Raw genomic sequence first — 12,902 nt, 5'->3', positions numbered from 1 at the left:
GTAAAGCGGAACCGAGCCCACGCAATGTCCCCTTCACGAAATCCCCGCCGCCGGCCTGTCCGGGGCGCTTCCTCCAAGCCCCCCGCGCGCCGCCCCGGCCCTCCGCCCTCCAGGAAGCCCTCCCCCTCGAAGGCCCAGGCCGCCCCAGCGCGCCCCACGCCGCCCCCCGCCCCACCGAGGGCGCGGATTCCCTCCATGCCCGCACAGACGCAGCCGCCGGTGGCCGGGCGCTGGCTGTGGACGTGCCGGGCGGGCTTCGAGTCGCACCTCTTCGAGGAGCTCGCCTGGGCGGGAGCGGCGCCCCGGCTGCTCGGAGATGCCCTGGTGGAGAGCGAGCGGAGCCCGAGCCCTCCTCCGGCCTTCGCGCGGGCGGGCTACCAGGTGGTCGCCTCCCTGCCCCCTGGCGCGCCCGAGGTCCTGGCGGAGGCGGCGGCCCGGTCCATCGGCGCCCTGCCTGGGACGGGGCCGTGGCTTCTCCAGTCCTTCACGCCCGACAGCCCTCGGGGCAATCCCCTGGCGACGACGGCGGAGGCGCTGGAGGCGGCGGTGAAGGCGCGGCTCCCCTCGGAGCGGCTGCTCGAGGATGGGGCCCGGGCGAAGGAGGCGGGCGCGCGGCTCGTCTCGCTCTGCGTCGCCCCGGATGGTGTGACGGTGGTGGGCAGCGTCTTCGCGCGGGAGGCCTTGTCGCTGGCCCCGGGTGGACGCCGGCGCATGCGCCGCGAGGTCGAGTCCCCCTCCCGGGCGGCCATGAAGCTGGAGGAGGCGCTGGATGGGCTGGCCTTCGAGCCCGGGCGCGGCGACGTCTGCGTGGACCTGGGCGCGGCGCCGGGTGGGTGGACGCAGCGACTGCTGGCCCGTGGCGCTCGGGTGGTGGCGGTGGACCCGGCGAAGCTGATGCCGGAGCTGGCGTCCCATGGCCGGGTGAAGCACGTGCAGGAGAGCGCCTTCGCCTACGCGCCCGAGGAGCCCGCCGACTGGCTCTTCTGCGACATGGCCTGGCGCCCGCTGGAGGTGGCGCAGCTGCTCGCCAAGTGGGGGCGCCGGGGCTGGGCGAGCCATCTGGTGGCCAACATCAAGCTGCCCATGAAGGACAAGAACCCGGTCCTCGTGCGCGTGCGGCACACGCTCGTCGAGGAGGGCGGCTGGGAGGGCCTCACCGTCCGCCAGCTCTACCATGACCGGGACGAGGTCACGGTGACAGCCCACCGCCTTCGCTGACAGTCGAGCGGGAAGCGCCTGCGCGAGGGCGCGCGACGCGCTAGAGAAGCGCCTGAGATGCCCTATCCGCTCGACGACGCCACCGCCACCGCCCTCATCGCCCTGTACCCCTGGGTGCTGACCCGCTCGCCCCAGGCCCCCGTGCAGGCCGCCGTCGAGGCGCTGCTCCAGGCCGAGCAGGCCCGGCGCGGCCACCCCGACGCGAAGACGGGCGCGCTCCAGGTGCCCGCCCTCACCCAGGGCAGTCTCCTGAAGGAAGAGTATGACTTGTCCACCCACGCCCACCACGACGGCTGGCGCGTGGGGGCCGTCATCGCCGACGTGAAAGGCATGATTTCGCACAACGCGCGCTTCGGCTTCGGCGTCGGTGACGCGATTCTGCGCACCACCGTGGAGTCGCTCGGTGCGCAGTACCCGGGCGCCAAGGTGATTCGCCTGCACCCGGATGCCTTCGCGGCGCTCCTCGTCCCCACCTCGCAGCTCACCGTGAAGGAGGACCTCGCGGGCCCCACCCACGAGCGTCTCGTGCGAGATGTCCGCCGCGTGCTGCCCGAGGGCACGCCCGACGCCGAGGTGCCGGAGTGGACGGTGAGCCTGCTGGAGGTGACGGTGGACGCGCCCTCGCACTGGCAGGTGCTCGGGCCCCTCATCTGGGCCGAGCTGGAGCGCGCGCACGTCATGCAGCGCAGCGGTCGGGCCGAGGGGCTCCAGCGTCGCCGGCTGCGCCTGGACGCCTCCATCCCCGGGCAGGCGACGTTCCTCTGACGGGAGGGACGCGTCGCTGCGGCGCCACGCCGCACATCGGGAGCACGGCCTCGGAGTCGAACTCGTCTGGACGCGTCCATCCCCAGAGAGGCCACCTGCCGCTCACGGGACGGACGCGTCGCTTCTGGCGCCGCATTCCCATCCGGCATACGGGCTCCGAGTCGAATCTGGAGGATGGAGCGGCCCGGTGCCTCCACCGGGCTTCGCGGTCTCAAGGGGACTCTCGTGAGCCCGCCTTCCGAGGACCGCGCTTCAGGAGCACCTGTCACCGGGGCGGACCTGCCAGGGTCCGGCGTCCCTGGGTGTCATGTGCTCCGCCAACCACCTGCCCCGAACAAGCCGCCCGGGGCCCTGCGCGCCTCGGGCTACTCCTCGAGGATGAACTTGCGCGGGTTCTGCGGGATGCCATTGACACGGACCTCGTAGTGCAGGTGCGGTCCGGTGGAGCGGCCCGTGTTGCCGACCGCGGCGATGAGCGCGCCGCGCTTCACCCGGTCACCGGCCTTCACCAGCATCTTCGCCAGGTGGCCGTAGCGCGTCTTGATGCCGTAGCCGTGGTCCACGACGATGACGTTGCCGTAGCCACCCTCCAGGCCCGCGAACACCACCGTGCCGTCCGACGGCGCGTACACTTCCTTGCCGTGCGGGGCCGCGATGTCGAGGCCCGAGTGCATCACCCGGTCCGCCGTGTACGGGTCCACGCGCTGACCGAAGTCGCTCGTCACCCAACCGCGCGCCGGCCACACCGACGGCGTGGAGGCAAGCAGCGACTTCTGGTCCTGGAAGTACGCCTGCAGCTCCTGGAGGCTCTGCTCCTGCCGGGTGGCCTCCGCGCTCAGCTTGTCCAGCCGGCCCATCAGCAGCTTGGGCGTCTCCGTCGTCGTCAGCTGGGTGAACTGGGTGTCCGTCGTCGGCACCCGCGCTTCGGGCTCCGTGGGGCCCATCGCCAGGTTGCGCTGCGGGTCCGACAGCAGCGTCATCGCGCGCAGCTTCTGGTCGAAGCGCTCCACCCGGTCCAGCGTCGAACCGATGTGCTCGATGCGCTCACGCACCGACTTGAGCTGCGAGCGCAACGTCAGGTTCTCATCCCGGAGGATGCGGTTCTCCGAGGCGTCCGCGGCGACCTGGAAGTAGTGGATGCCCGCGCCCGCGCCCAGTCCCACGACCAACATCAGCCCCATCCCCACCTGCATGAGGAACGAGCGCTGGATGGTGTACCGCTTCACCGGCGCGTCGTGGTCCGGGATCACCATCAACGTGAAGGACTTTTTCGCCACGGGACAGCTCCCTGCTTGCGTGGGACATCCGGCGCCAGAAGCTAAGTCGCTCCCCGGCGCTCAACACCTCCCCCCACCGCCACACCCCTCCAGCTCCGTCACCTGACGGCGTCTGTCAGGATTGGAAACGTTTGGGCAGCTACCATTCAGCTTCCAAGAGTGTCAAGGTCAACAGTGACCTGACGAGGTGTTTGCCGGCCACCACTTCGTGAGTCGCCGTCAGGCGGCGACCCGCACCAGGATGACGGTGATGTTGTCGTCGCCGCCGCGCTCGTTGGCGAAGTCGATGAGGCGCTTGGGGATGTCCTCGAAGGACTTCGCCTGGGCCACCACCTCGTGGATCTCCTTGTCCTCGAGCATGTTGGCCAACCCGTCCGAACACAGCAGGAACACGTCGTTGGGCTCGGAGACGAGCCCCATGACGTCCACCTGCACCTCCTCCTCGAAGCCGACGGAGCGGGTGATGATGTTCTTGTAGCGGGAGTGCTTGGCCTCCTCCGGCGTGATCATCCCGGCCTTGATCTGCTCGTTGACCAGCGAGTGGTCCTCGGAGATCTGCTGGATGAGGTCGCCCCGGATGAGGTAGGCGCGGCTGTCTCCCACGTGCGCGAAGAAGGCGTGCTCCTCGCGGACCACCAGGGAGATGACGGTGGTGCCCATGCCGGACAGGCGTGGGTCCTCCTGCGCCGCCGTGTAGATGGCCAGACACGCCTTCTCCACGGCCGTGCGCAGCGCCTCCGGAATCGGTGAGTCCTGGAGGTGAGGCACGGAGAGGAAGGGGTTGTCCTTTCCTTCCCGTGCCCGGCGCAGCTCCTTGTCGATGGTCTCGACGGCGATGCGCGACGCGGTACCACCTCCCGCGTGACCGCCCATGCCGTCCGCCACGACGTAGAGCTGGAGCTCATCGTCGATGAGGAAGCTGTCCTCGTTGTGGTTACGCTTCCGCCCGACGTCCGTCAGGCCAGCGGAAACGACTTTGAGGCGGGAGGCCGCGGTCTGCCCTGCGGTGTTGGACACACCAAGGATGCTATGTGAGACCCAAGGATGGGGCAAGGACACGGATGACCTTGCAGCGCGTCAAGCCGTCCGCCTGAGGCGTCCCCGGGGTCCTCCCTCGGGTCCGGACTCCCGGCGGGTCCTGGGCGCCCCCAGGGAACGGTGGGCCGAGCGCACCAGGGCCTCCGCCGCCCCCAGCGCCTCGCGCGTCACCTCCACGCCGGACATCATCCGGGCCAGCTCCCGCGTCCGTTCGCTGCCCGCCGCCAGGACCGTCACCTGGGAGACGGTCCGCTCGCCCTTCACCGCCTTGCGGATGAGCAGGTGCGCGTCCGCGTAGGCCGCCACCTGCGGCAGGTGGGTGATGCAGAGCACCTGACGGTGGCCGCTCACCTCCTTGATCATCCGCCCCACCACGTCCGCAATCGCGCCGCTGACGCCCGCGTCCGCCTCGTCCAGCACGTACGAGCCGCACGCGTCGCTGTCCGCCAGGGCCCGCTTCAGGGCCAGGAGCAGCCGGCTCGCCTCGCCGCCCGAGGCCACCTTCGCCAGGGGCCGGGCGGGCTCACCGGGGTTGGCGCTGAAGAAGAACTCCACGTCGTCCAGGCCGTCCGGACGCAGCACCTCGCCAGGCGTCACGCGCACCTCGAAGGCCGCCTTGCCCATGGCCAGGTGCCCCAGGCCCTCGCGCACCTGCGCGGAGAACTCCACCGCGCTCTTCGTGCGGGCCCGCGACAGCGCCAGGGCCGCCTTGCGCGCGCGCTCCTCCACCTTGCGGCGCTCCGAGGCCAGCTCCTCCAGCACCTCCTGGCGGTTCTCCAGCGTGCCCAGCTCGGCCTCGATTTCGCCGCGCTTCTTGAGCACGCCGTCCAGCGTGGCGCCGTGCTTGCGGCACAGCCGCTTCAGGCCATCCAGCCGCTCCTCCACGTCCCGCAGGCGCGACGGGTCCGACTCCAGGCCCTCCACGTACCGGTTGAGCCGCCGCTGCGCCTCCTCCAGCTCCGACAGCGCCGTGCTCAACGACTGCGCCACGGGCGCAAGCGTCGCGTCGCACTTCACCGCGTCGTGCACCAGCCCCAGCGCGCGGCCCACCGTCTCCAGCGCCGAGGACTCGTCGCCGGCCACCAGCAGCTCCGCCTCCGCCCCGTGGCGCTTGAGCTTCTCCGCGCTCGACAGGCGCTTGCGCTCGGCGTCCAGCCGCGTGTCCTCGCCCGCCTCCGGGTCCAGACGCGAGATTTCATCGAGCTGGAAGCGCAGGAACTCCGCGCGCTCGCGCACCTTCGCCTCGTCCCCGCCCAGGGCCTCCATGCGCGCGTCCACCTCCCGCAGCGCCTGGTACTCCCCGAAGTAGGTCGCCAGCGGCGCCTCCATCTCCCCGTACCTGTCCAGGAGCACCCGGTGCAGGCCGGAGTCGAAGAGGCTCACGTGCTCGTGCTGTCCGGCGAGGTCCACCGCCCCCCGCGTCAGCTTCCCGAGCACGCCCACCGTCACCAGCGCGCCGTTGACGTAGACCTTGCCCCTTCCGGTGCGCCCCAGCACCCGGCGCACCAGCACCTCGTCCCCGAGGTCCGGCAGGCCCAGCTCCTCCAGGCGTGTGCCCAGGACTGGCGTCCGCGCGAAGACGCCCTCCACGGACGCCTCCTCGCAGCCGGCGCGGATGACATCCGCGTCCGCCCGCCCTCCCAGCAGCAAGCCCAATGAATCCACGAGGATGGACTTGCCCGCACCTGTCTCACCCGTGAGGACGGTGAGGCCGGCTCCGAACGCCACCTCCACCTCCTCGATCACCGCCACGTTCGAAATCCGCAGACCCAGCAGCACGCGCGCCCTCCAATGTCCGTACGACGGCTCTGGCACTGAACACCCTAACAGGTCCCCCTGACACTGCACAGGCATTCAGCCCAACCGGACGGACGGCGGGCGGGTGAGGGCGGGGCCCGTTGGAGCCCCAACCCTTTGTTCCGACTCAGGTCTCGGTGAAGAGCTCCTGGATGTCCTGCTCGGTGAGCGTGCGGGCCATCTCGTCGCCCTCCCCACCGAGGACGCCCGCGGCGAGGTCGCGCTTGCGACGCTGCAGGGAGAGGATCTTCTCCTCCACCGTGCCGCGGGTAATCAGCTTGTAGCTGATGACCGCGCGCGTCTGGCCGATGCGGTGCGTACGGTCCGTGGCCTGGTCCTCGACGGCGGGGTTCCACCACGGGTCGAAGTGGATGACGTAGTCGGCCGCCGTGAGGTTGAGGCCGGTGCCGCCCGCCTTCAGCGAGATGAAGAACAGGGGCGGTCCGTCCGGGCGGTTGTACTCGTCCACCTTGCCCATGCGGTCCTTGGTGCGACCGTCCAGGTAGAGGTAGCGCAGACCCTTCTTGTCCGCCTCCTGCTTGAGCAGCTCCAGCATCTCCGTGAACTGGCTGAACACCAGGGCGCGGTGACCTTCCGCCACCAGGTCCTCCACCAGCTCCAGGAAGCGCTCCACCTTCGCGCTGGGCGGCAAGAGCGTCCCGGGAGGCAGCTTGAGCAGGCGTGGATCACAACACACCTGCCGCAGGCGCATCAGCGCGGCCAGAATCGACACGCGGCTGCGCTTGAAGCCGACCTTCTCGATGCTCTCGCTGACCTTGCGTTTGCTCTCCTCCATCACCTCCCGGTAGAGCGCGGCCTGGCCGGGCTCCATCTCGCACCACGCGACGCTCTCCGTCTTCGGCGGCAGGTCCTTGGCCACCTCCGTCTTCAAGCGGCGCAGGATGAAGGGCTGGATGCGGCGGCGCAGCCTGTCCCGGGCCGACGCGTCGTTGGCCACCTGGATGGGCTGCTCGTAGCGGTCTCCGAAGCTGTCCGCGCTGCCCAAGAAGCCCGGCATCAGGAAGTCGAAGATGCTCCACAGCTCCGACAGCCGGTTCTCCAGCGGCGTACCGGTGAGCGCCAGGCGCGTGTCGCTCGGCAGCGACTTGCACGCCTGCGCCGTGGCGCTGTCCGCGTTCTTGATGTTCTGCGCCTCGTCCAGGATGACGAAGCGGAAGCCCACCTGGGACAGCTGGTCCAAGTCGCGTCGCACCAGCGCGTAGGACGTGAGCACCAGGTCCATGCCCTTGAGGTCCTCGGCGCGCTCCTTGCGGTCCTGCCCGTGCCACACCATGGCCTTGAGGCCCGGCGTGAAGCGCTCCGCCTCGCGCTCCCAGTTGGCGAGCACGCTGGTGGGGGCCACCACGAGCGACGGCTTGCGGCCCTCCTCGTTGGCCATCTTCTGCAAGAGGCTGAGCGACTGGACCGTCTTTCCCAGACCCATGTCGTCCGCGAGGATGCCGGACAGGCCGTGGCGGCGCAGGAACCAGAGCCAGGACAGGCCCGCCTCCTGGTAGTGACGCAGCGTCGCCTGCAGCCCGTCGGGCACCGCCACCTTCGGCACGCCCGCCGTCTCGCGCAGTTCCAGCATCGCCTGGCGCGCCTTCGCCTCCACCTCGGTGAACTCCCCCAGGTCCGCGAGCAGGTCCAACGCCACCGCCTGGTGCAGCGGCAGCCGCGTGCGCGAGCGGCCCGGCATGGCGCCCGCCTCCTCCAGGAGGTCCGCCACGCGCTTGAGCTCGACGGCGTCCGCCTCCGCGAAGGTGCCGTCCTTGAGCGGCACGAAGCGCCGCCCCGAGTCCAGCCACATGCGCACCGCGCCCAGGTCCACCGCCTGGTCGTCGGTGACGAACTCCGCGTCCAGGTCGAACCACTGCACGCCGCTCATGCCCACGCGGATGCGCGGCTTGAGCTTGGGACGCAGCCGCACCTTGGGCGCCTGCACGCCGAAGCGCTCCCACTCCGCCGGCAAGGACGCCAGGCCCCGCGCCCAGAACTCCAGCGCCACGTCACCCGTCGCGTCGAACGCCTGCGACTGCTGCTCGAAGCGCAGGCCCAAATCGAGCAACTGCTTGCCCGCGGCGCGCTCCAGGTCCTCGCGGCGGCGGTACAGCTTGCGGCTGTCCCCGCCCACGCCGCTGGCGTAGCCCAGGTGCGTGGCCGTGGGGGACACCGGCGCCGTGGTCTGCCCGTAGCGCGCGGCCAGCTGCACCTTCACCTTCTCCGGGTTGCCCTCGAGCGTCAGCACGAAGTGCGGCTCGACCGCCTCGTCGACCTCGATGTCGTCCGCCTTCAGCGACATGCGGAAGCGCGGCAGGTGCGCGGCGAAGAAGGTCAGCACCCGGTCCAGCTGTCCCGAGGGGAAGGACATGTTGGGCTCGAGCAGCCACTTGCGCAAAAGGCGCGGCGGGAAGTCCGGCTCCACCGGGTGGAGGTTCTGCGCCTGGATGACCCAGGTGCGCCGCCCCGACAGGATGATGACGTCCTTGAGCGAGAAGCTGCCCCCGTCCGGGAACAGCAGCTCGATGCGCGCCGTGGCGCCGTCCGGCCGGGACTCCAGCCGGATCTGCGGGCGCACGGGTGTCTCCGTGTTGATGAGCGCGGTGCCCCGGTAGATGACCCGGCGCTGGCGCAGGATGTCCATCACCTCGCTCAGGTCCTCGTCGGAGAGCACCAGGCGCGAGTCGTAGCGGTGCTCGTGGCGGGAGAGCGCCATGAAGACGCGCTCGTCGGCCGGGGACAGCCGCCCGCCCGTCTGCAGCGTGCGCTTGACGTGGATGGGGCCCTTGGTCTGCGCGTCCTGACGACGCACGTCCACCACCCACTGACGGGTACCGGCGTTCGTGTTCGCCGCCGTCAGCCGGTAGAAGAACTCGTAGTCCGGCTGCGAGGACAGGCCCAGCCAGCTCTCCACCTTGGCGAGCGCCGGCAGGTTCGCGGCGTCCACCGGAGGCGAGTCCGGCTCGATGGGGACCTCGTTGTCCACCACCTCGTTGCTGGCGCCGGACGCGGTGGCCTGTGGCTGCTGCTCCACGGGCTGGGGCGCCACCGGCTGCGGGCGAGGCGGAGGACGGAAGCGCGCGGCATAGATGAGCGCCGCGGCGACGACGTGCTTGCAGTGGGGGCCATCCGCGTTCCACGACTGACAGGTGCAGGTGGACGTGGCCTTGCCGTCCCCCAGCGCAATCACGACTTCATAGCGCTCGCCGGTGGAACCGGCGACCTGCGCGCGGATGTGGTCCCCTTCGCGCTGGAGCCCGAAGACGCGGCGTGACTCCGCCACCTCCCGGCCCTTCTTGAAGATGGTGGGTTGGACTTCGGCCTTCAGGGCCCTGAGCCACTGGGTGTCCTGAGGAGGGAGGGCGTCTCGGATGTCGGCGGTGGATTGCACGGCTGGCACAGGCCCCAGGCTCCTAGCGCCGGGGAACCCCTGCCACTAGCACAGCAAGGGGGCTCCCGCTCGCGGGAAATGTGGATGAGTCCGCCAGCGGAAGCAGCCACCGGCATCAGGCTATGAGAGCATCAACGTTCGCCATGGCCCGGACCGTCCGCCCCCGTGTCTTCGTGACCCGCCAGCTCCCCGGGGAGGCCCTCGGGCGACTGGGCAGGCTCGTGGACCTCCACGTCTGGCCCGAGGAGCTGCCACCCTCCCGTGACACCCTGCTCGCCGAGGCGGCACGCTCCGAGGGGCTCGTCACCCTGCTGACGGACCAGGTGGACGCTCGCCTGCTTGCCCAGGCCCCGGGCCTGCGGGCGGTCAGCAACGTGGCGGTCGGCCACGACAACATCGATGTACCGGCCTGTACGCAACGGCGGGTGGTGGTGGGTAACACCCCCGGCGCCCTCACGGAGACGTCCGCGGACTTCGCCTTCGCGCTGATTCTGGGCCTCGCCCGGCGCGTGGCGGAGGCGGACGCCCATGTCCGGGCGGGCCACTGGCGCACCTGGAGCCCCACCCTCCTGCTGGGGACGGACGTGTACGGCGCCACGCTGGGCATCGTCGGGCCCGGCGCCATCGGCTCGGCGGTGGCCCGGCGCGCGAGGGGCTTCGGGATGCGCATCCTCTATGTGGGCCGCGACCCCAGGCCCGCGCTGGAGCGGGAGACGGGGGCCCGGCGGGTGGACAAGGCCACGCTGCTCTCCGAAGCGGACATCCTCACCCTGCACGTGCCGCTGACGCCCCAGACGCGGCACTGGGTGGGGCGCGCGGAGCTGGCGGCGATGAAGCCCGGGGCGCTGCTCGTCAACACCGCGCGTGGCGGCGTGGTGGACCCGGACGCGCTCGTCGAGGCCCTGCGCGAGGGCCGCCTGGGCGGCGCGGCCCTGGACGTGACGGACCCCGAGCCGCTGCCCCAGGACAGTCCGCTGCTGGGCCTGCCCAACGTCCTGCTGGCGCCCCACATCGCCAGCGCCACACACGCCACCCGGGGGCGCATGGCCTCCATGGCGGTGGACAACCTGTTGGCCGCGCTGGACGGACAGCGGCCTCCTCACTGCGTCAACCCCGAGCTCTTCCCATGACCCTGCCCGCCGCGAGCCTCGCCGACACCACCCTCGTCGATGACCTGAAGGCCCGTCTGCGCGACGTACCGGACTTCCCCAAGCCCGGCATCGTCTTCAAGGACATCACCCCCGTGCTGGCCGACCCGAGGCTGTTCAGCCGCGTCATCAACGCCATGTCCGCGCCCTTCCGGGGACAGCACATCTCCAAGGTGGTGGGCGTCGAGGCGCGGGGCTTCCTGCTGGGCGCGCCCATGGCCCTCGCGCTGGGCGCGGGCTTCGTCCCCGCGCGCAAGCCGGGCAAGCTGCCCTATCGCTCCGTCGTCGAGCGCTACTCGCTGGAGTACGGCGCGGACGGCCTGGAGATACACGAGGACGCCCTGGCCCCGGGTGAGCGCGTGCTGGTGGTGGATGACGTCCTCGCCACGGGCGGCACGGCGGAGGCCACGGGGCGGCTCGTGAAGCGGCTGGGTGGAGAGCTGGTCGGCTTCAGCTTCCTCATCCACCTGGGCTTCCTCGACGGTGGCAAACGCCTGGCGCCGACGCCCGTGACGAGCCTGCTGACGTTCTGAGGCAAGGGCCGACCCGGGCCCCCGCCCCTTCCCCGCTCGCCTGCTGCGACGCTCCGTTCAGGTGTCCACCCTCTGACGAGAAGCCTCGTTCCACAGGGGGGAGACATGCCCGAGGTGCGCTCCACCGGCGATGCCCGCATCCGCTTCGACGACGTCGGCGAGGGCGAGCCCACGCTGCTCTTCATCCCCGGCTGGTGCACGCGCCGGGAGCTCTTCGCGCCCCTGGTCCCCCTTTGCTCCGCGCGACACCGCATCCTCTGTGTCGACCTGCGGGGCCACGGCGACTCCGAGCAAGGCGAGGGCGACTTCGACAGCGGCACGGTGATCGAGGACCTGAAGGCCGTGGTGGAGGCCAGCGGCGCGAAGCAGGTGGTGCCGGTGACGGTGTCCCACGCGGGCTTCTTCGGACTGGAGCTGCGCCGGGAGCTGGGCGCGGAGCGGGTTCCCCAGCTCGTCCTGCTGGACTGGATTGTCACCGAGCCGCCACCGCCCTTCCTCGCGACGCTGCGCGGCCTCATGTCGGAGCGCTGGGGACGCACGCGCGACGCGCTGTTCAAGGAGTGGACGCGCGGCGTGGAGCACGAGGACGTGCTGCGCGTCATCCACGAGGACATGCTCGAGTTCTCCGAGGAGATGTGGGCCCGCGCGGCGCGCGAAATCGCGGCGGCCTATGCCCGGGAGGGCTCGCCCCTGCGCGCGCTCGCGGGACTGAATCCGCCCACGCCCACGTTGCACCTGTACGCGCAACCGGACGCGCACGACTACCTGGAGACGCAGGTGGCCTTCGCAGTGCGGCACCCCTGGTTCCACGTCATGAAGCTCCCCGCCGTCAGCCACCTGCCCTCGCTGGAGGTGCCGGCGCTGGTGGCGACGGGAATCCAGGCCCTCGTCTCGGGGCGACACACCGCGGTCCAGACGGGGGACCTCTCCACCCCACGGTGAGCCCACTCCATCCCGAGGACGGGTTGACGACTTCCGCTCGCCTGTTTATAAGTTGGTCACACAACCAATAAACAAGGCCACCATGCCCCGTCCGTCCAACACCGAGGAGCGCCGCCAGCAAATCGTCGCCGGCCTTTTGCGCGTGATGTCCGAGCGGGGCTACGAGCGGGCCTCGGTCAACGAAATCGCGAAGGCGGCGGGGCTGAGCCCGGGGCTGGTGCACTACCACTTCAGCGACAAGCAGGAGATTCTGCTCGTCCTGGTGGAGCAGCTCGCGGCGCGGGGCCGTGCGCGGGTGGCCGCGAAGCTCGCGAAGCTCGCGCCCGAGGACACCCGGGGCCGCGTGGACGCGTTCGTGGACGCGTTCCTCTCGCTGGGGCCCGACGCGGACACGAGCGCGGTCGCGGGCTGGGTCACCATCAGCGCGGAGGCCATCCGTCAGCCCGAGGTCCGCGCGGCCTATGAGCAGGTGGTGCGCGCGGACCTGGAGCAGTTGGAGTCGCTGGTCGCGGCGAGCGTGGGCAAGCGCAAGGCGCGGGCCCTGGCGGCGGGGCTCTTCGCGGCGGTGCAGGGCTACTTCGTGCTCTCGGCGAGCGCGCCGGGCCTGGTGCCCGCGGGTACGGCCGCGAACACCGTGAAGCGCATGGCCGCGGGTGTGCTGGATGGGGAGGAGGCATGAGCCCGCTCCTCCCACACTGGACCGGTGGCCGGGAACCCGGCGTTGCGCGATGCGACGACACCCATGCCACGGGGCCCACGCCCGTCGCGGCCCTCGCTCGGCGCATCGCGGCGA

General features: G+C 71.0%; 10 protein-coding genes. 6 read left to right on the top strand and 4 right to left on the bottom strand.

Going from position 1 to position 12,902, the window contains the following annotated elements:
• Positions 1 to 195 precede the first annotated feature (195 nt).
• Positions 196 to 1,218, top strand: a complete 1,023-nt coding sequence (locus tag K8640_RS00945) for an SAM-dependent methyltransferase (protein WP_223745359.1) — start codon at positions 196 to 198, stop codon at positions 1,216 to 1,218.
• 57 nt (positions 1,219 to 1,275) lie between these two features.
• Positions 1,276 to 1,983 (top strand): GGDEF domain-containing protein, encoded by a 708-nt coding sequence (locus K8640_RS00940; RefSeq protein ID WP_223745358.1) that lies wholly within the window; start codon positions 1,276 to 1,278, stop codon positions 1,981 to 1,983.
• A gap of 365 nt (positions 1,984 to 2,348) precedes the next feature.
• Here the strand turns inward: K8640_RS00940 and K8640_RS00935 are convergent, their stop codons facing one another.
• The 4 genes from K8640_RS00935 to K8640_RS00920 all read right to left on the bottom strand — a co-directional run bounded on the left by K8640_RS00935 (position 2,349) and on the right by K8640_RS00920 (position 9,495).
• Positions 2,349 to 3,260 (bottom strand): M23 family metallopeptidase, encoded by a 912-nt coding sequence (locus K8640_RS00935; RefSeq protein WP_223745357.1) that lies wholly within the window; start codon positions 3,258 to 3,260, stop codon positions 2,349 to 2,351.
• Positions 3,261 to 3,479: 219 nt separating this feature from the next.
• Positions 3,480 to 4,277 carry a Stp1/IreP family PP2C-type Ser/Thr phosphatase gene (locus K8640_RS00930; protein ID WP_046715334.1) on the bottom strand — a complete coding sequence of 266 codons (798 nt, stop codon included), beginning with the start codon at positions 4,275 to 4,277 and terminating at the stop codon, positions 3,480 to 3,482.
• A 60-nt stretch (positions 4,278 to 4,337) separates the two neighbouring features.
• A complete protein-coding gene (recN, locus tag K8640_RS00925; RefSeq protein ID WP_223745356.1) occupies positions 4,338 to 6,077 on the bottom strand; it encodes a DNA repair protein RecN in 1,740 nt (579 codons plus the stop codon).
• A 145-nt stretch (positions 6,078 to 6,222) separates the two neighbouring features.
• A complete protein-coding gene (locus K8640_RS00920) occupies positions 6,223 to 9,495 on the bottom strand; it encodes an SNF2-related protein (protein WP_223745355.1) in 3,273 nt (1,090 codons plus the stop codon).
• A gap of 134 nt (positions 9,496 to 9,629) precedes the next feature.
• Here K8640_RS00920 and K8640_RS00915 point away from each other — a divergent pair, with 134 nt between their 5' ends.
• From K8640_RS00915 to K8640_RS00900, 4 genes are all read left to right on the top strand, one after another.
• Positions 9,630 to 10,616: a D-glycerate dehydrogenase gene (locus K8640_RS00915; RefSeq protein ID WP_223745354.1), complete on the top strand. Its 987-nt coding sequence runs from the start codon at positions 9,630 to 9,632 to the stop codon at positions 10,614 to 10,616.
• The gene (locus K8640_RS00910; protein ID WP_223745353.1) at positions 10,613 to 11,167 is read left to right on the top strand and encodes an adenine phosphoribosyltransferase; all 555 of its coding nucleotides are present in this window, start codon (positions 10,613 to 10,615) and stop codon (positions 11,165 to 11,167) included. Before K8640_RS00915 ends, K8640_RS00910 begins: the two co-directional genes overlap by 4 nt.
• A 105-nt stretch (positions 11,168 to 11,272) precedes the next feature.
• Positions 11,273 to 12,109, top strand: a complete 837-nt coding sequence (locus K8640_RS00905; RefSeq protein ID WP_223745352.1) for an alpha/beta fold hydrolase — start codon at positions 11,273 to 11,275, stop codon at positions 12,107 to 12,109.
• Positions 12,110 to 12,191: 82 nt separating this feature from the next.
• Entirely contained in the window at positions 12,192 to 12,788 is a 597-nt protein-coding gene (locus K8640_RS00900) for a TetR/AcrR family transcriptional regulator (RefSeq protein ID WP_223745351.1), read from the top strand.
• Positions 12,789 to 12,902: the final 114 nt, after the last annotated feature.

Origin of the sequence: Myxococcus sp. XM-1-1-1 (assembly GCF_020037095.1) — a bacterium.
GTDB lineage: Bacteria > Myxococcota > Myxococcia > Myxococcales > Myxococcaceae > Myxococcus > Myxococcus fulvus.
This window is presented reverse-complemented; position numbering and strand designations above follow the sequence as displayed.